The following is a 17,373-nucleotide window of genomic DNA, read 5'->3' as shown; positions in this document are numbered from 1 at the left end:
TAGGCAATTCAGGGATTTAATTCAAAAAATAACCACAAACAAATTAAGTAAATGTAATACTCTTAACCGGTCTGTCTCTTTTATATTACCGTCATGTTAACTGCTTGTGCCACATTAAACCGGTTATTAATTGTACAAAATTAAGGGGTTGGAGGTCGGTGTATTTTTTTCGGGGAAAGAAGGGATTTTGTATAAAAAAACCGGCACAAAGGCCGGTTTATGAGGCTTTTCTTGCCATTAATTAGCAAAGAGAAAAATTAATGTACTGTGTTTGATGCTGGGCCGTTTTGGTCAAAAATTGCTGAAATATCAACGGCATCGAACTCATAATCTGCACCACAGTAGTCACAGTGAAGTTTGATACTGCCGCTTTCTGCCACCATTTCTTCCACTTCTTGACGTTCAATTGCAGCAATCGCTGACGCGCTGCGCTCACGCGAGCATGAACATTGGAAAGTCACCGCCTTTGGCTCGTAGACTTTTACATTTTCCTGGTGGTAAAGACGGTATAACACTTCTTCTGCGTCCAATCCGAACAGTTCTTCGTTCTTCACGGTCTCTGTCAGTTGGGCAAGGTGGTCAAAATCATTTTCGTGACCCATGCCATCCGGCATGATTTGCAGCAGCATGCCGGCAGCCTTGCTTTGGCCTTCAACTTCGCCGGTGCGCAGCCACAAACGGGTCTTCAATTGTTCCGAACGGGCAAAGTAATCTTCCAGACACGCTTCCAGGGTGTCGCCTTCCAAACCGACAATGCCTTGGTAGCGCTCGCCTTGCTCTGGCTCGATAGTGATCACAATGTGACCTTTACCCATCAGCTCTTGCAGGGTTGCGGTGTCTGCCAATTCGCCATTCCAGCGTGCTGTGCCGCGCATCACCTGGTTGTGGTTGCCATTGATAACCACCAGGGATACCGGGCCATCACCTTGGATTTGCACGGTAATAGAGCCTTCGAACTTCAGGGTGGCGGTTAGCAGACTGGTCGCAACCATCAGCTCACCCAGCAGGTGTTTGACAGGTCCCGGGTAGTCTTTGCTGCCGGTCAGCTGTTGAAATGAATCCGAAAGTTGAACCAGTTCGCCGCGTACTGAAACGCCATCGAACAAGTAACGGTGCAGACTGTCTTGTGCCATGGATAACTTCTCCGGCGTTAATCGTTACTGTGTCTAAATTTGAGAATATCGCGTCGCTGCTTTTTGTCAGGACGGCGATCAGGACTGGGGTTGTGTGCGTGAAGCTGTCGTTCCAGTGAACGTTTATCCCGGCGCGCGATGCTTTCATCCGTCTCGCGGTACAGGGTTTGTGCCTCTGGTGCGCCGCGGCGGTGCTCACTGATTTTTTCGATAATCACGGTCTTTTCATCAAAGCCGGTCTGAAGCTTTATTTCAGCGCCAACTTCAACCACTTTGCTCGGTTTTGAGCGTTGGCCGTTATAGTGAACCTTGCCACCGTCAATCATGTTTCTTGCCAGTGTGCGGGTTTTATAAAAACGCGCAGCCCAAAGCCACTTATCCAGCCTTACCTGCAAATTTTGGTCATTACCGTCGTGTTTCACGCTCACTTAACACCCCGTCACCATTTGGTGGCTAAACTTACCACGTTTGCTGAATCCGATCAGCATCACATTTGAGGCTCTCATATGGTGGTCATTCGTCCAACTTTCAAGCCGCAATGGAAGCATGCAGACAAAAAACAGATGACCCTTATCGGCAAAGCGAAGGAAAACAGGTAAATTGTGGCGTTAATTTCATATTCTTATAGTTACGCGCTAAAAGCAGGAGTTCACTGGTGTTCGGTGAGCGGCCTTTTTTGAACAGGAACAGCATGTCTGCGATATTTGGGATTAAGCGTTTACCCGATTGGGCTCAACCACAACTTGGTAAAACGTTTCCTGCCTCTTTGGCAAAATGGACTACCCGCGTACTGGTGTTGATACTGGCGTGGACGTTGGGTCGCTTGGTGTGGTTTTGGGTTCCGTCTCCACCACCAAGCCCTACCTCTGTTACTGCCGTTGCTACCACGGCCGGTCAACAGCAAGCCGCCTACCAGCTCGATCAGTTGGTCAACCGTCATTTCTTTGGCCGTTACAACGCCGCGCCGGCACCTGTCGTTGAAGCACCGGCGCCAGTGGTCGAAGCGCCTCGCACGAAACTTAATCTCACCTTGGTAGGCTTGGTCGCAAGCTCCGAGCCGGATCGCGGTTTGGCAGTTATCGCTAACCGTGGATCGCAGAAAACTTATGGTATCGGTGAAGCCATTGAAGGGACGCGCGTAATCTTACGTCAAGTAATGAGTGATCGCGTGATCCTGCGTAACAGCGGCCGTGATGAAACCCTGATGTTGGCGGGTGTGGATTACAATGACAGGGAACGTGCGCCTCAGCCTGCTCCAGTGCGCGAACCGGTTGAACAGGATAGCGGTGAGGCTGATTTGAGTAGTGTAAAAGCGGAAATCATGAATAACCCGCAAGCATTGCTGAAATACATCACCCTGTCCCAGGAACGAAATGACGAAGGACTGGTCGGTTACCGTATCGGTCCTGGTAGTGATAACCGACTGTTTCAGGAAGCAGGCCTTCAGGAAGGTGATATTGCCGTCAGCATCAATGGCGCTGACCTCGCCAATCCGGCAGAAATGAACCGTATCTGGCAAAGCCTGTCAGATGCTTCTGAGATCAGCCTTACCGTCCAGCGTGACGGTCAGTTGCACGACATATATATCGGTCTTTAACACGGACTGAAAACGGAGAACAAAGTGAATACGTGGAAGAAACGTAATACGTGGTTAGTGGCAGGCGTGCTGGCAATGCAGAGCATGGGTGCCTGGGCCGCCGAATTCAGCGCCAGTTTCAAGGGAACGGACATCCAAGAATTTATTGAGATTGTTGGCCGTAACCTCGAAAAAACCATCATTGTTGACCCGGCAGTGCGCGGTAAGGTTAACGTGCGCAGTTATGACGTGCTGAATGAAGATCAGTACTATCAGTTTTTCCTGAACGTGCTTTCTGTGTATGGCTTCGCCGTGGTTGAAATGGAAAACGGTGTGCTGAAGGTCGTGCGTGACAAAGACGCCAAGCAATCAGCTATCCCAGTGGTGGGCGATAAAGACACCATTCAGGGCGATGCCGTAGTGACCCGTGTTGTCTCGGTGAAAAACGTGTCTGTGCGCGAACTGTCTCCGTTGTTGCGACAGCTGATTGATAACGCTGGTGCCGGCAACGTGGTGCATTACGATCCGGCCAACGTCATTATGATCACTGGCCGAGCGGCGGTGGTAAACCGTCTGGCAGACATCATTGAGCGTGTCGACCAAGCCGGTAACAAAGAAGTGGAGGTGGTGAACCTCAAGCACGCTTCTGCCTCTGAAATGGTGCGTATCGTTGATAGCCTCAACAAGCAAAGCGACGGTAAGAATACCCCTGAACTTTTACAAACCAGCGTGGTGGCCGACGAGCGCACCAACTCTGTGCTGATCTCCGGTGAGCCTCAGGTGCGTGAGCGCATCAAAAAACTGATCACCCAGCTGGATCGCGAAATGGCGACCGTGGGCAACAACCGCGTTGTCTACCTGCGCTATGCCAAAGCGGAAGAGGTGGTGGATGTGCTTCAGGGCGTATCTGAAAACTTGCTGGCTGAAAAGCAGGGTGGACAGCGCCAGGCTGCAACCCCTTCCGGCGGTGATGTAAAAATCTCGGCTCACAAAGGTACCAATGCGCTGGTGATCACCGCGCCGCCTGACATTATGCGTGCATTGGAAAGCGTGATTGCACAGCTCGATATTCGCCGTGCCCAGGTGCTGATTGAAGCCATGATTGTTGAACTGTCAGAAAGCGATGGTGCCAACCTTGGTGTGCAGTGGGGCTCGTTGAGCGGCGGTGGTATCCAGTTTGGTAATACCGGTGTGCCTATCACCAATTATCTGGCTGCGCAGGAAGAAGCCAAAGACACCACCATCACCGAAACCCGTTTCGATAACAACAACAACGCGGTACAGGTGCCTATTACTGAATCCGGCGACCCTACGGCGATTGCTGAAGTGTTGGGCGGCGTAAGCGGTCTTGCGGCAGGTATTGTGTTGGGTGACTGGACTTCCCTTGTCACTGCCGTTTCTTCCAACAGTGATTCCAACATCCTGTCTTCGCCAAGCCTGATGGTGCTGGATAACGAAGAAGCCTCTTTTATCGTGGGTGAAGAAGTACCGGTTGTGACTGGCTCTACCACGGGCTCAAACAACGATAACCCGTTCCAGACCGTGGAGCGTAAAGATGTTGGTATCAAACTGAAGATCACTCCGCAAATCAATGAAGGGGACTCGGTGCAGCTCAACATTGAGCAGGAAATTTCCAACGTACTGGGTGCAAGTGGTGCAGTTGATATCCGCTTTGGTAAACGCCAACTGACCACCTCAGTACTGGCTGCTGACCAGCAGATGATCGTACTGAGTGGCCTGATTGACGAGCAGACCAACGAGAGCGAACAGAAAGTTCCGCTGCTGGGAGACATTCCGGTGCTGGGTCACTTGTTCAAATCCACTTCGTCAGGCAAGACCAAGCGTAACCTGATGCTGTTTATCAAGCCGACTATTATCCGTACCGGCCTGACGGCTGACGGGATTACCCAGCGCAAGTACAACTACATCCGCGCAGAGCAAATCTACCGCTCGCAGGAAGAAGTGAAACTGATGCCAGGCGTGAAAACCCCGGTATTGCCGGAATACGGCGCTGACATGACCATGCCCGCAGAAGTGCGCGCTATTATGGCGGAGCTGAGGTAAGACCATGGAGACGTTTCCTCTGGATTTGGAACCGGATCTGTCGCCTGACAATCCTGTCGTGCCTTTAGCACCTGCTGCCAGATTGCCGTTTGGTTTTGCCAAGCGCCATGGTGTGGTCGTGGAGCGTACGGATAACGGCTGGCTGCTCTATTACCGTGAGCAGCCAAAAGCGGCAGTACTCAATGAAGTGCGCCGTGTGCTGGGACAGGGATTCACACCCATCCAGCTGCGCAGTGAAGACTTTGACCCCAAACTGACCCAGCTTTACCAGCGCGACTCTTCTGAAGCGCAGCAGCTGATGGAAGATATTGGCGCGGACAGCGATGACTTCTTCGCGCTGGCTGAAGAGTTGCCGCAAAGCGAAGATCTGCTCGAATCGGAAGATGATGCGCCGATCATCAAGCTTATCAACGCCATGTTGGGTGAAGCGATCAAAGAAACTGCGTCGGATATCCATATCGAAACCTTCGAGAAAAGCCTGTCGATCCGTTTTCGTGTCGACGGTGTATTGCGCGAAGTGTTAAGCCCGAGCCGTAAACTGGCACCATTGCTGGTGTCCCGTATCAAGGTTATGGCACGTCTCGACATTGCAGAAAAACGTGTACCGCAGGATGGCCGTATCTCACTGCGCATCGGTGGCCGTGCGGTGGATGTGCGTGTTTCAACCATGCCGTCTTCGCACGGTGAGCGTGTGGTACTGCGTCTTTTGGATAAAAATGCCACCCAATTGGATTTGGAAAGCCTTGGCATGACGCCGCATGTGCATGACAGCTTCCAGCACCTGATTAAACGTCCACACGGTATTTTGCTGGTGACCGGTCCAACTGGTTCCGGTAAGTCGACCACGCTTTACGCAGGACTGACAGAGTTGAACAGCGCTGAGCGTAATATCCTCACCGTGGAAGACCCCATCGAATTTGATATCGATGGTATTGGCCAGACCCAGGTTAACACCAAGGTTGATATGACCTTTGCCCGCGGCCTGCGCGCTATCTTGCGTCAGGACCCGGATGTGGTGATGGTGGGTGAGATCCGTGACCTTGAGACTGCGCAAATTGCGGTTCAGGCGTCACTGACCGGTCACCTGGTAATGTCGACCCTGCATACCAATACCGCCGTCGGTGCTGTGACACGTCTGCGTGATATGGGCATTGAACCGTTTCTGGTTTCCTCTTCACTGCTTGGTGTATTGGCGCAGCGTCTGGTGCGCACCCTTTGCCCAACCTGTAAAGAAGGTTACGAAGCCGATGCGCAGAGCAAGAGCTGGTTCGGACTTGAAGAGCATGAGCCTCTGACCCTGTACAAAGCGAAAGGCTGTCCGGCCTGTAACCACAAAGGTTACCGTGGCCGTACCGGTATCCACGAACTTTTGGTGGTGGATACCCAGGTGCAGGAGCTGATTCATAACGAAGCGGGTGAGCAGGCCATTGAACGCTATGTGCGTCAAACCATGCCCAGTATCCGTGACGATGGTTTGATGAAGGTACGACAGGGTCTGACTACCTTGGAAGAAGTCCTGCGTGTGACGCGGGAGGGTTAATGGCGGCGTTTGAATATAAAGCGTTAAACGCCAAAGGCCGCACGGTCAAAGGTGTGCTTGAAGCCGACACTGCCCGTCAGGCCAGGCAAATGCTGCGCGAAAAAGCGTTGGTGCCGGTGGAAGTGGCGCAAACCTACGAAAAAGAGCAGCAAAAGCAAAAAGCCTCCGTCGGGTTCAAGCGCGGGATCAGCACCAACGAGCTGGCGCTGATCACCCGTCAACTGGCGACATTGGTGCAGGCCTCTATGCCGCTGGAAGAGTGTATTAAGGCGGTAGCAGACCAGACCGAAAAGCAACGCCTCAAGAACATGTTGACCGGGGTACGCGCCCGCGTGGTGGAAGGCTATACCCTTTCCGACAGCCTCGGCGACTATCCCCATGTGTTCGACCAGCTTTTCCGCGCCATGGTGGCGGCGGGTGAGAAGTCCGGTCATCTCGGCCCTGTGCTCGAGCGACTGGCGGACTTTGTTGAAAACCGCCAGCAGGTAAAAAATAAGCTTATCCAGGCCATGGTCTATCCGGCTGTCCTAACGGTAGCCGCGATTGCGATCGTTGCGTTTTTGCTGGCGACTGTGGTGCCGGATATCGTCGGTCAGTTTCTGCAAACCGGCGCTGAGCTGCCAAATATCACCCAGGTATTGCTGACGGCGAGTAATTTTGTCACCAACTGGGGCTTGCTGGTGTTGGTGGCGGTGGTCGGTATTTTTGTTCTGTTTAAAGCCATGCTGCGCAATGATAAACGCCGCCTGGCCTGGGACAGACAGGTGCTGAACATGCCGATTATCGGGCGTGTTGCGCGTGGCTTGAACACATCCCGTTTCGCCCGGACCCTTTCCATCTGTACCTCCAGTGCTATTCCTTTGCTGGATGGGATGAAAGTGGCGGCAGATGTCATGACCAACACCTGGGTGAAGAACAAGGTGCTAGAAGCGTCTGACAGGGTGCGGGAAGGGGCAAGCCTTCGGGTATCGCTGGACAAATCCAAGCTATTCCCGCCTATGATGTTGCATATGATTGCAAGTGGTGAGCGAAGCGGCGAGCTGGAGCAGATGTTGACCCGTGCGGCGGACAACCAGGACCGGGATTTTGAATCCCAGGTCAATATTGCCCTCGGCATTTTCGGCCCGGCGCTTATTATCGTCATGGCGGGCATCGTACTGTTTATCGTAGTGGCAACCTTAATGCCCATCATCCAACTTAATAATATCGTGGGCCGTTAACCCACACACGGCTGCTCGTCAGCGTTTTTTCAGGAGAGATAGAAAATGCAACGTCGTCAACAGGGCTTCACCCTGCTGGAAATCATGGTGGTTATCGTCATTCTGGGCGTGCTGGCCAGCTTGGTAGTTCCTAACCTGCTGGGCAACAAAGACAAAGCCGATCAGCAAAAAGCGGTGACTGATATCAGTGCACTGGAAGGGGCGCTGGACATGTACCGCCTGGACAACAGTGTTTATCCGACCACTGATCAGGGTCTGGATGGGCTGGTGAAAAAACCAAGTTCATCTCCTGAGCCACGTAACTACCGTGAAGGTGGCTACATCAAGCGTTTGCCACAGGATCCTTGGGGCAATGAATACCAGTACCTGAATCCGGGTGAGCACGGCACCATTGATATTTTCACTTTGGGTGCCGACAACCAGGAAGGCGGTGAAGGCGTGAACCAGGACATCGGCAACTGGAACATGCTGGAGATCAACTGATCCATGAAAAGAGGGCGCCCGTCCGGGTTTACACTGCTGGAAATTTTGCTGGTTCTGCTTTTGCTTTCCATCAGTGCCGTGATAGTGGTGCCCAATTTACCCAATGACCAGAGTGACGAAGTCCAGAGGGAAGCCGAGCGCTTCTACCAACTGGTGCAACTCTGGACAGAGCAATCGCTGCTGAGTGGACAGACACTCGGCTTGCGTGTCAGTGACGATAGCTACCAGTTGATGCGCCTGACCCCCAAAGACTGGGAGCCGGTAGAGAAAACGCGCACGGCCACTTCAGTGACCGTACCGGAAGGCATTGAGCTGGATCTGGAAGTCAGCGGCTTCGTCGCGGAAGAAGACCGTCTTTTCGATCGTGACAGCTTGTTTGATGAAGAAATGTTTGCGGAAGAAGAAGATAAACCGAAACCTCCACAGGTAGTTTTGATGGGTAATGGGGAGATCATTCCGTTCTCACTGACGTTCCTGGTGGACAAAAAGCGTCTTTGGCAGGTGAAAGGCAATGATGTGGCAACCTTTGAATTGATTGCGCTGAATGAGGGTAGAGAGTGAAACGCGTTCGCGGCTTTACCCTGATTGAAGTGCTGGTGGCAATGGCGGTATTCGCTGTCGCGGCTATGGCAGTGCTGAATGCAACTGGCCAGCATGTGAACTCCCTCGGCGCGCTGGAAGAAAAAACCTTTGCGTCTATGGTGGCGGATAATCAACTCGCACTGTTTATGTTAGAAGACAAGCCAGTGTCATCGGCCAAGAACGGCAGTGAAGAACTGGCAGGTCGTAAATGGTTCTGGACGATAAAGCCCGTGGCAACCACAGATAAAATACTGCGCGCTGTTGATGTGATTGTTTGGACAGATGAAAAACGACAGAACTCGCTGGTGACGGTAAGAACCTATGTGCCGGCAAAGTAAAAAATCCCAGGGTTTCACCCTGATAGAAGTGCTGTTGGCGTTGATGATATTTGCCACTCTGAGTGTGGCAGCGAACCAGATTTTCCGGAATGTGATTGCGAGCGACCAACAAACGGAAGAAGTGGGGAATGCGCTGAAAAACCTGCAGCGTACCCTGATTATCATGGACAGCGACTTTCGCCAGATGCTGGCACGTCAGTACCGCAACGGTGGCGATGAAAGTGAGCAAACCCTGCTTGAGTTTGGCGATGATTTGTTGGATTCCGAATCGCAGGGGATCCGTTTTGTACGGGGTGGCTGGATTAACCCGCAGCAGCTATTTCCCCGCGGTGAAATAGTGAAGGTGGGCTATCGCATTCAGGATGAAAAACTGGAGCGTATCCGCTGGATGTATCCGGATGACAGCTCAGCAGTAGAACCTGCGGTGATGCCTCTGATGGAAGGTGTGAAATCCATCAGCTTTGAAGTGAAAGGCGATGACAGCTGGCAGAAAAGCTGGGATACCCCTTTGGTGATGCCAAGTGCTATCCGTGTGGTGCTGGATACTGAGCGTTATGGTGAGCTTTCCCGTGTCTATCTGTTGCCAGGGCAAACGTTGCCGGGCGCAGCAGGAGACACACAATGATCCGCTATCGCACCCAGCGTGGTGTTGCTTTGCTGGTGGTACTGCTCATTATGGCTCTGATGACCACGGTAGCGGTCAGTATGTCGGGCAGGATGTTCGTCAACTTCAACCGGGCAGAAAGTCAAATCCGCTATCAGCAAGCATATTGGTATGCGCAGTCGGTTGAGTCACTCGCCCGCTACGGTATTAAAGAAAGTTTTGACGGTGAGGATACTGTCACCCTAAGCCAGCCCTGGGCAGTGCGCGATCAGGTCTATCCGCTGGAAGGCGGCACTGCGACGGGTAATGTGTATGACAGGCAAGCGTGTTTTAACCTGAATGGCCTTCAGAACATCAAGCCGACCGAAAATGGCACCAACCCGGCGCTGGTGGTGTCATTGCAACAGTTGATTGAATCCCAGGATATCGACAGTTTTGAAGCGGAAACCGCAGCAGCAGCGACTTGGGAATATATCGATACCAACACCAATGTGCAGTCGCCGCTTGGGGTTGAAGACAGTGAATACGAAGCGCGTGCGGTCGCGCACGTGGTGCCTAATGGTTTGATGGCGGATATCAGTGAATGGCGTGCCGTACATGGCGTGACACAAGAAATATTTAAAAAGGTCAGTCCTTTCCTGTGTGCCGTACCCAGCGATCGCCTGCTGATCAACGTCAACACACTGACCGAGGACGACGCCCCCGTTTTGAGTGCCATTTTCCATCCCAATCTGTCGGTGGATCAGGCCAAGACGCTGATCAGCAGCCGAAGCGCTGTCGATGGTTGGACAGACGTTGCCAGTTTTCTGGCAGAGCCGGCGCTTTCCGGTATCAGCAAAGAAGACAAGGAGAGGCTGCAAAGCTACTTTGATGTGCGCAGTCGCTTTTTCGAATTAGACACAGAAATTACCTTGGACAGCACCACGCTGCGATTGCGTGCCCTGCTACAACGGGATGATAACGGCGAGGTCACAGTGATCCGTCGCCGCTTTGGAGGAATGAGTGAGCGAGATCCTGACAATCAGGCTCAACAGTGATCCGCAGGAGCTGATACCTTGGCTGGTATGGTCACCTGCACAGCAGGCAGTGATTGCATCCGGTGAAGCAGAAAGCCTGACCCAACTGGCAGACTATGCCACCGAGCGTGATGTAGTGGCGCTGGCCGACAGCGCAGCACTGACATTGACATCGGTGACGATTCCGGCCGGGAGTGAGCGCCAGCTGGAAACCGTGCTGCCATTTTTGTTGGAAGACGATCTGGCACAGGATGTTGACCTGCTTCACCTTGCCTTGCTCGCTAAGCAAGGGGAGCGCGCTGAGGTTGCCATTGTTGAGCACCGTATTATGCAGCGCTGGTTGGAAGAGCTTGGTGATGCCGGGCTGGTCGTGCGGCGTCTGGTGCCAGACTGTCTCTGTTTACCTTTGCATGAAGAGGGGTTCAGCGCGGCCAATCTCAACCGGCGTTGGCTGCTCCGTATTGATGCCAATCATGGTGGCAGTGCCGAAGAAAGCTGGTTGCCGGTATGGGTTGCCAGCCTCAATGCTGCCCGTGAGAACGAAGCACCAGCAAATGTACATTGTTATTCCGAATTACCTGAAGATGCGGGTGAAAACTGGATTGCTGAACCCTGTGAGTTGGTCATGCAACTGCTGGCGCAGCAGGCACAGCAAAACCGTTATAACCTGCTGACCGGGCGCTACAAACCACAAAATCAAATCTATAAATACCTCAAGCCATGGCGTGGTGCGGCGATTGCTGCCGGACTGCTACTGGCAGTGCTGGGGGCTGAAAAAGTGGCTGATATTTACCAGATGGAATCGGAAGCGGAACAATACCGGGCACAGGCAGAATCTGTGGTACGTACACTGCTGCCGCAAAACCAGCGTATTCCTACCACCAGTTACCTGAAACGTTTGCTCGAAGGCGAGGTCAACCGCCTGTCCGGTGCCGGAGCGCAAAGTGGCGTCATGGTGTGGATGGCGCAGCTTGGTCCATTGCTTGATTCTGCGCCGGGTATTCAGCTGGATGCGATGCGTTTTGACCTTGACCGCGGTGAACTTCGCTTGAATGCGCGCGGTAAGGACTTCAGTGACTTTGAAAAACTGCGTGTGGCCCTGTCAGACAAATACAACACCGAGCTTGGGCAATTGAGCCGGGATAATCAAACTGTTACCGGCGCCTTTGTGTTGCGCATGGAGGCACAATGAACGCCATCATCGCGTATTGGAAAGGTCTCTCCCGTCGTGAACAACGCCTGATGGGTGTTGCCGGTGCCGTATTGGTGCTGGGTGCACTTTACTGGGGCATTATCAGCCCGCTACAGGCGCGCGCCGAGCAGGCACAGCAACGCGTGGTGAGCGAACGCAATCTGCTTGTGTGGGTCAATGGCAAGAAAGCTGAAATTGAAGCGCTGCGCCGCGTCAGCGGTAACCGTGGACAGGTCAGTGCATTGCCTCTTAATCAGGCAGTGACCAGCAGTGTGAAACGTTTTGATCTGGAAATTGTCCGTTTGCAGCCGCAACAGGAGGAGCTTCAGGTGTGGCTAAAACCGATGCCGTTTAACGCCCTGATCAGCTGGCTCGATTTTCTGTCGGTTAACCATGGTATCAGCGTCAAATTTATCGATATCGGCAAGAATGAAACACAAGGCATGGTGGACGTAAAACGCCTGCAACTGGGCAGAGGGTAAGATGAAGCGCAAGGTTTTATGGGGCGTATTGTTTGTTTTGGTTCTGTTGACGAGCGCGGTGGTACATCTTCCCGCTTCCCTAGCTGTCCGCTACATGCCGCCGGTACCTGGTCTCGCCTTGGGTGAAGTCAGCGGTACAGTGTGGAAAGGCACCGCTGCGCAACTGCGCTTTCAGGGCAAAGCCCTGGGGGGGCTGAAATGGCGCTTCAACCCGTTGGCGTTATTAGCGGGTAAAGCTGACGTGGAGATGCGGCTATCGGGTAATCCAGGTGTGTCAGCCCGTGGCAATGTCGGATATGGGTTTGCCGGCCTTTATGCCAATAACCTGCTTGTTTCTGCGTCCGCCGGATTTGTGCAGTCATTTATTCCGATGGCAATGCCTGTTAGCCTGTCAGGACAGTTTGATTTAACCGTACGCGACTATCAGATGAAAACGCCGCTATGTGATGCCTTAGCTGGAAACCTGGCCTGGACACAAGGCAACGTGAGCACACCACTTGGTAATATTGAACCGGGCGTCGCTATGGCCACTTTGGCCTGCGACAGTGGGAAAGTGGTTGTCAGTGGTGACAGTGAATCACAGGCGGTAGAGACGGCGTTCAACCTGACACTGACGCCAGAGCAGCGCTACAGCGTGAGCGGATGGTTTGTTCCCGGCGCAACTTTCCCGGAAGGCATGCGAAGCCAGCTGGGTTGGCTGGGGCAACCGGATGATCAGGGACGCTACCGTTTCAGCTTCAACGGCTGATAGGCACGGGTGGGAGAAGAGCATGAGAGCAAAACACCAACTGCCTGAGATACTGGCTGCCAGCGTGGTCGCCAAGTCACGCCTGTTCCAGATTGAATCGCTGGAGCTGAAATTCAGCAATGGCGTGGAACGCACCTACGAGCGGATGAAACCGAGCGGGCGCAATGCAGTGATGATTGTCCCGGTGACTGATAAGGGCGATCTGCTGCTAGTCCGTGAATACGCTGCCGGAACGGAACGATATGAACTAGGCTTTCCTAAAGGGTTAATCGATCCGGGTGAAACGGCGCTTGAAGCGGCCAACCGTGAACTCAAAGAAGAGATTGGTTTTGGTGCCCGTCAACTGATGCCACTCAAAGAAGTGGTGCTGGCGCCATCATACTTTTCCAGCAAAATGACCCTGATGCTGGCGCGCGACCTGTATCCAGAGAAGCTCGAGGGCGATGAACCTGAGCCACTGGAATTGGTACGCTGGCCCGTCTCACAGGCGGAAGAATTGTTATCGCACGTCGATTTTGGGGAAGCTCGCAGTATTACTGCGTTGTTACTGGCGCTCAAACAGCTTAACAGTCAGTAAGATAATTACTGGTTGTTGACCGTGACCAATAAGCACCATAGCCAAGTCGTAGTGTGAGAGCCCAAGAGGAGTGTTACATGGAGCTGTCACAGCTACTGCAGCCGGTGATAGAAATTGCCCGGGCATCGGGTCAGGTTATCCTGGATATCTATCAGCGCGGCGATTTCGATAAGAAAATTAAAAGTGACGATACCCCGGTGACCAGCGCCGATTTGGCGGCACACAAACTGGTGACCGAACGTCTCAAAGCCCTGACGCCGGATATTCCGGTGTTGTCAGAAGAAGATGCCACAATCCCGTTTGCTGAACGTGGCAACTGGTCGCGTTACTGGCTGGTGGATCCACTCGATGGCACCCAGGAATTCATCGCCGGGAGCGGGGATTTCGCCACTATTATTGCACTGGTGGAAAATAACCAGCCGGTGATGGGGGTGGTTTATGGCCCGGTTTCCGGTGTCTCCTATTACGCGGCCAAAGGGTTGGGTGCCTGGAAAGTGATGCCAGATGGTGAGAAGCACCGCCTTTCTATCCTCAAGCATGAAGACGAGCTGACTTCACTGTCGATTGCCATCAGCCGTCGCCAGGATATCAAGGCGATTACTGACCGCCTGGAGCCAAGCCGTAATTATGATTTAGTGCCATTGGGTTCTGCGGCGTTGAAGTCATGTCTGGTAGCGGAAGGGGCGGTGGATTGCTACCTGCGTCTTGGCCCAACCGGTGAGTGGGACACGGCAGCAACCCAGTGCATTGTCGAAGAGGCCGGTGGCCGCATTCTGGATATGACACTTTCGCCGCTTTCCTACAACGAGCGCGACTCGTTGGAAAACCCAAACTTTATCGTGTTGGGTGACACAGATCTGCCATGGCGGCAAATCGTGCGTCTGGAAGGTTAAGCGGCAAAAGCCGACACAAAAAACGGAGCGCATGCTCCGTTTTTTCGTTCAGCCACATTCTTTTCAGAACAGGCGATTAAGCCCATTCAATGCTGCCACTCGGTAGGCTTCCGCCATGGTGGGGTAGTTGAAGGTGGTATTGATAAAGTAATCCAGCGTGTTGCCTTCGCCTTTTTGCTCAAAGATCGCCTGACCGATGTGGATGATCTCAGCGGCACGCTCACCAAAACAGTGGATCCCCAGGATCTGCTTGGTATCCCGGTGAAAGAGGATTTTCAGGCTTCCGACATCCATCCCGGCAATCTGCGCCCGTGCCAGATGTTTGAACTGGGCGCGTCCCACCTCATAGGGCACTTTTGCTGCTGTCAGTTCCTGCTCGGTTTTACCGACTGAGCTGATTTCCGGAATGGTGTAAATGCCGGTCGGGATATGGTCAATCAGGCGGCCTTTAGCCTGACCTTCTGAAATAGCTTGCGCCACGATACGGCCCTGATCGTACGCCGCACTGGCAAGACTTGGGTAACCAATCACATCTCCGACCGCAAAGATGTGTTCGACTTCCGTGCCGTAGTTATCGTTGACCTTGAGTTGGCCGCGGGCGTCTGGCGTGAGGCCGACAGCCTTGAGATTCAGGGCATCGGTATTGCCGGTTCGACCATTGGCAAACAGCAGGCAGTCTGCTTTCATTTTCTTGCCCGACTGCAGGTGCAGTATCACGCCATCTTTGGTGCCTTCTATTTTCTCGTAGGTCTCATCGTTTCGGATAAGGACGCCGCTGTTCCAAAAATGGTAGGAGAGCGAGTCCGACATTTCGTTGTCGAGGAACGAGAGCAAGCGGTCACGGGTGTTGATCAGATCCACCTTGATGCCCAGACCACGGAAGATTGAGGCATATTCACTGCCGATAACGCCAGCACCATAAATGATGACATGGCGAGGGTCATGCTGCAGAGACAGGATAGAGTCACTGTCATAGATACGCGGGTGTTTGAAATCGACATCGTTCGGGCGGTAAGGGCGCGAGCCACAGGCAATCACGAACTTATCCGCCGTGTATTTGTCTGTGCTGCCATCAGCCGCTTTCACTTCAATTTCATGTGTGCCACTGAAACGGGCTGCACCGTGAATGATGCTGCATAGGTTGCGGTCATAGAATCCCTGACGCATTCGGGTCTGTTTGCCGATGACGGACTGGGCATGGCTCAGGATTGCCGAGAAGGTACTGTGCACATGGCGGTTGTCACTGGTGTATATCGGGCTTTGGTTGAATTCAATAATACGGCTGACTGTGTGGCGCAGGGCTTTGGAAGGAATGGTGCCCCAGTGGGTACACCCGCCGCCAACGGTGCTCTCTTTTTCTACCACTGCCACGCGAAGGCCTGCCTTGGTCAGCCCCATGGCAGCGCCTTCGCCGCCAGGCCCGCTGCCTATCACGATGGCATCAAAATGGTTAGCCGATGTAGAGGTCGCTTTGCTCATGTCCGTATGGCCTTTTGTTTTCATTATGTTAAGGATGCGTAGTAAGTGTAACGCTCCACAGGAAATTCGAGAATTCACTCTCGCTTATTCAGCGTAGGTGATCACGCAACTTGCGCGAAAAAGAGCCCGTTAGGGTAGGAATTGAAGTCAACTGCAGGTGATCTGGCACAGGTTTGCAAAAACTGGATTGCATAAGCACTGAACTCGCTGGGAAAAGCGGGTATAGTTTGCGGTTAGATTTCATGAGGTAAAGATTGGCGATGGGAATTAGAGCACAACAGAAAGAAAAAACACGTCGAACGTTGATTGATGCGGCTTTCAGCCAACTCAGCGCCGATCGCAGTTTTTCCAGCCTGAGCCTGCGCGAAGTGGCGCGTGAAGCAGGTATTGCCCCCACTTCTTTCTATCGTCACTTCAAGGATATGGATGAGCTAGGCCTGACCATGGTGGATGAAGGTGGCTTGTTGTTGCGTCAACTGATGCGACAGGCCCGTCAGCGTATCGCCGCGGAAGGCAGTGTGGTTAGAACGTCCGTTGAAACTTTTATGGAATTTATCGAAAGCAGTCCGAACGTTTTTCGGCTGTTGTTGCGTGAACGCTCGGGAACCTCAGCTGCTTTTCGTGCAGCCGTAGCACGTGAAATTCAACACTTTGTCGCTGAACTGACAGAATATTTCCAGGCAACCGCCGGCTCTACCCAAGAAGACGCCTATAATCAGGCTGAGGCGTGTGTGACCTTGGTATTCAGCTCTGGCGCTGAAGCATTGGATTTGGACAAGCGCGCCCGCGCAGAATTGGCGGAGCGTTTGATCACCCAGCTACGAATGATCGCGAAAGGCGCCTACTGGTATCGCAAAGATCGCGAACGCAACGCACTCAAGGATAAGTTGTCTTCAGGCAGGTAGTTAATATGGAACACAATCATCAATCTGAGCGAAAATTTCTTCTTCTCGCTGTCATCGCAGGTATCTGTGGCAGCGCGTCATTAGCCACGTTATTTACTGACAGTGTAGCTTTCTCTATTTTCCCTATCATCGCGTTTGTGCTTGCGGTGTACTGTTTTTACCAACAGCATGTGAACCAGCCGCTGACCGAGGGTACGCCGCTGATTGCCTTTGCTTGTTTCCTGGTGGGGGCGTTCGGTTACTCTGCGTTTGTGCGCATGGAAATCCCTTCCCTTGGCGGCAACTTCTTCTCCATCATCGTTACTATGGTGCTGGCGCTGTGGGTGATGTTCAAGATGGGCTGGCTGGGCAACCAGAAAAAAATGCCTGCCGACGAAAATTAAGTCGGGACACTGAGTACAGAAAAGGAGCCACTCGGCTAATGCCGATCAGTTAAGAGATAAATGATCGGTTGAACGATCCAACAGATGGCTTATAAAGGCTCTAAGTCCCCATACTTAGAGCCTTTTATTTTGCAATTGACCACAGCCCTTACCCTCGC

General features: G+C 52.9%; 19 protein-coding genes. 16 read left to right on the top strand and 3 right to left on the bottom strand.

Translation table 11 applies throughout. The features are described 5' to 3' along the window. Nucleotides 1-257: 257 nt before the first annotated feature. Nucleotides 258-1,133 carry an Hsp33 family molecular chaperone HslO gene (hslO, locus tag KU854_RS22810; RefSeq protein WP_218360578.1) on the bottom strand — a complete coding sequence of 292 codons (876 nt, stop codon included), beginning with the start codon at nt 1,131-1,133 and terminating at the stop codon, nt 258-260. A 17-nt stretch (nt 1,134-1,150) separates the two neighbouring features. Continuing rightward, nucleotides 1,151-1,561 carry a ribosome-associated heat shock protein Hsp15 gene (hslR, locus tag KU854_RS22805; protein ID WP_218360577.1) on the bottom strand — a complete coding sequence of 137 codons (411 nt, stop codon included), beginning with the start codon at nt 1,559-1,561 and terminating at the stop codon, nt 1,151-1,153. Between the two features lie 263 nt (nt 1,562-1,824). Between hslR and gspC the strand changes: the two genes are divergently transcribed. The 14 genes from gspC to cysQ all read left to right on the top strand — a co-directional run bounded on the left by gspC (nt 1,825) and on the right by cysQ (nt 14,448). Beyond that, complete coding sequence (gene gspC / locus KU854_RS22800) at nt 1,825-2,730, top strand: type II secretion system protein GspC (RefSeq protein WP_218360576.1); 906 nt, start codon at nt 1,825-1,827, stop codon at nt 2,728-2,730. A 24-nt stretch (nt 2,731-2,754) separates the two neighbouring features. Then, entirely contained in the window at nt 2,755-4,773 is a 2,019-nt protein-coding gene (gspD, locus tag KU854_RS22795; RefSeq protein WP_218360575.1) for a type II secretion system secretin GspD, read from the top strand. A gap of 4 nt (nt 4,774-4,777) precedes the next feature. Then, nucleotides 4,778-6,313, top strand: a complete 1,536-nt coding sequence (gene gspE / locus KU854_RS22790; protein WP_218360574.1) for a type II secretion system ATPase GspE — start codon at nt 4,778-4,780, stop codon at nt 6,311-6,313. Then, nucleotides 6,313-7,533 carry a type II secretion system inner membrane protein GspF gene (gene gspF, locus KU854_RS22785; protein WP_218360573.1) on the top strand — a complete coding sequence of 407 codons (1,221 nt, stop codon included), beginning with the start codon at nt 6,313-6,315 and terminating at the stop codon, nt 7,531-7,533. The genes gspE and gspF overlap by 1 nt, the downstream gene beginning before the upstream one ends. Nucleotides 7,534-7,578: 45 nt before the next feature. Next, entirely contained in the window at nt 7,579-8,016 is a 438-nt protein-coding gene (gene gspG / locus KU854_RS22780) for a type II secretion system major pseudopilin GspG (RefSeq protein ID WP_218360572.1), read from the top strand. 3 nt (nt 8,017-8,019) lie between these two features. Then, on the top strand, nt 8,020-8,577 hold the full coding sequence (gene gspH / locus KU854_RS22775) for a type II secretion system minor pseudopilin GspH (protein WP_218360571.1): 558 nt from the start codon (nt 8,020-8,022) through the stop codon (nt 8,575-8,577). After that, nucleotides 8,574-8,936 (top strand): type II secretion system minor pseudopilin GspI, encoded by a 363-nt coding sequence (gspI, locus tag KU854_RS22770; protein ID WP_218360570.1) that lies wholly within the window; start codon nt 8,574-8,576, stop codon nt 8,934-8,936. The genes gspH and gspI overlap by 4 nt, the downstream gene beginning before the upstream one ends. Then, complete coding sequence (gene gspJ, locus KU854_RS22765) at nt 8,920-9,561, top strand: type II secretion system minor pseudopilin GspJ (protein WP_218360569.1); 642 nt, start codon at nt 8,920-8,922, stop codon at nt 9,559-9,561. The genes gspI and gspJ overlap by 17 nt, the downstream gene beginning before the upstream one ends. Further along, nucleotides 9,558-10,577, top strand: coding sequence for a type II secretion system minor pseudopilin GspK (gene gspK / locus KU854_RS22760; protein WP_218360568.1), 1,020 nt, complete (start codon nt 9,558-9,560; stop codon nt 10,575-10,577). The genes gspJ and gspK overlap by 4 nt, the downstream gene beginning before the upstream one ends. After that, nucleotides 10,543-11,748 (top strand): type II secretion system protein GspL, encoded by a 1,206-nt coding sequence (gspL, locus tag KU854_RS22755; protein WP_218360567.1) that lies wholly within the window; start codon nt 10,543-10,545, stop codon nt 11,746-11,748. The genes gspK and gspL overlap by 35 nt, the downstream gene beginning before the upstream one ends. Then, nucleotides 11,745-12,230: a type II secretion system protein GspM gene (gene gspM / locus KU854_RS22750; RefSeq protein WP_218360566.1), complete on the top strand. Its 486-nt coding sequence runs from the start codon at nt 11,745-11,747 to the stop codon at nt 12,228-12,230. The genes gspL and gspM overlap by 4 nt, the downstream gene beginning before the upstream one ends. Before the next feature lies 1 nt (nt 12,231). Then, nucleotides 12,232-12,978, top strand: a complete 747-nt coding sequence (locus tag KU854_RS22745) for a type II secretion system protein N (protein WP_218360565.1) — start codon at nt 12,232-12,234, stop codon at nt 12,976-12,978. A 22-nt stretch (nt 12,979-13,000) separates the two neighbouring features. After that, nucleotides 13,001-13,555, top strand: coding sequence for an ADP compounds hydrolase NudE (nudE, locus tag KU854_RS22740; protein ID WP_218360564.1), 555 nt, complete (start codon nt 13,001-13,003; stop codon nt 13,553-13,555). A gap of 77 nt (nt 13,556-13,632) precedes the next feature. Beyond that, on the top strand, nt 13,633-14,448 hold the full coding sequence (gene cysQ / locus KU854_RS22735) for a 3'(2'),5'-bisphosphate nucleotidase CysQ (RefSeq protein ID WP_218360563.1): 816 nt from the start codon (nt 13,633-13,635) through the stop codon (nt 14,446-14,448). A 63-nt stretch (nt 14,449-14,511) separates the two neighbouring features. Here cysQ and sthA read toward each other — a convergent pair whose 3' ends face one another. Then, nucleotides 14,512-15,927, bottom strand: a complete 1,416-nt coding sequence (sthA, locus tag KU854_RS22730; protein ID WP_218360562.1) for a Si-specific NAD(P)(+) transhydrogenase — start codon at nt 15,925-15,927, stop codon at nt 14,512-14,514. 260 nt (nt 15,928-16,187) lie between these two features. Between sthA and fabR the strand changes: the two genes are divergently transcribed. Continuing rightward, nucleotides 16,188-16,832 carry an HTH-type transcriptional repressor FabR gene (fabR, locus tag KU854_RS22725; protein ID WP_054780514.1) on the top strand — a complete coding sequence of 215 codons (645 nt, stop codon included), beginning with the start codon at nt 16,188-16,190 and terminating at the stop codon, nt 16,830-16,832. Between the two features lie 5 nt (nt 16,833-16,837). Next, on the top strand, nt 16,838-17,215 hold the full coding sequence (locus KU854_RS22720) for a YijD family membrane protein (protein ID WP_218360561.1): 378 nt from the start codon (nt 16,838-16,840) through the stop codon (nt 17,213-17,215). The last annotated feature ends 158 nt before the right edge of the window (nt 17,216-17,373 follow it).

Source organism: Enterovibrio paralichthyis, from assembly GCF_019209835.1.
Taxonomy (GTDB): domain Bacteria; phylum Pseudomonadota; class Gammaproteobacteria; order Enterobacterales; family Vibrionaceae; genus Enterovibrio; species Enterovibrio paralichthyis.
The sequence above is the reverse complement of the archived record's forward strand: the minus strand, read 5'-3'. Positions and strand labels throughout refer to the sequence as shown.

Bases quoted from the DNA above. Each gene is read 5' to 3' on its own strand.
- hslO (WP_218360578.1), bottom strand. From the start codon at position 1,133: ATGGCACAAGACAGTCTGCACCGTTACTTGTTCGATGGCGTTTCAGTA.
- gspC (WP_218360576.1), top strand. From the start codon at position 1,825: ATGTCTGCGATATTTGGGATTAAGCGTTTACCCGATTGGGCTCAACCA.
- gspE (WP_218360574.1), top strand. From the start codon at position 4,778: ATGGAGACGTTTCCTCTGGATTTGGAACCGGATCTGTCGCCTGACAAT.
- gspF (WP_218360573.1), top strand. From the start codon at position 6,313: ATGGCGGCGTTTGAATATAAAGCGTTAAACGCCAAAGGCCGCACGGTC.
- gspG (WP_218360572.1), top strand. From the start codon at position 7,579: ATGCAACGTCGTCAACAGGGCTTCACCCTGCTGGAAATCATGGTGGTT.
- gspH (WP_218360571.1), top strand. From the start codon at position 8,020: ATGAAAAGAGGGCGCCCGTCCGGGTTTACACTGCTGGAAATTTTGCTG.
- gspJ (WP_218360569.1), top strand. From the start codon at position 8,920: ATGTGCCGGCAAAGTAAAAAATCCCAGGGTTTCACCCTGATAGAAGTG.
- gspK (WP_218360568.1), top strand. From the start codon at position 9,558: ATGATCCGCTATCGCACCCAGCGTGGTGTTGCTTTGCTGGTGGTACTG.
- gspM (WP_218360566.1), top strand. From the start codon at position 11,745: ATGAACGCCATCATCGCGTATTGGAAAGGTCTCTCCCGTCGTGAACAA.
- KU854_RS22745 (WP_218360565.1), top strand. From the start codon at position 12,232: ATGAAGCGCAAGGTTTTATGGGGCGTATTGTTTGTTTTGGTTCTGTTG.
- nudE (WP_218360564.1), top strand. From the start codon at position 13,001: ATGAGAGCAAAACACCAACTGCCTGAGATACTGGCTGCCAGCGTGGTC.
- cysQ (WP_218360563.1), top strand. From the start codon at position 13,633: ATGGAGCTGTCACAGCTACTGCAGCCGGTGATAGAAATTGCCCGGGCA.
- sthA (WP_218360562.1), bottom strand. From the start codon at position 15,927: ATGAGCAAAGCGACCTCTACATCGGCTAACCATTTTGATGCCATCGTG.
- fabR (WP_054780514.1), top strand. From the start codon at position 16,188: ATGGGAATTAGAGCACAACAGAAAGAAAAAACACGTCGAACGTTGATT.
- KU854_RS22720 (WP_218360561.1), top strand. From the start codon at position 16,838: ATGGAACACAATCATCAATCTGAGCGAAAATTTCTTCTTCTCGCTGTC.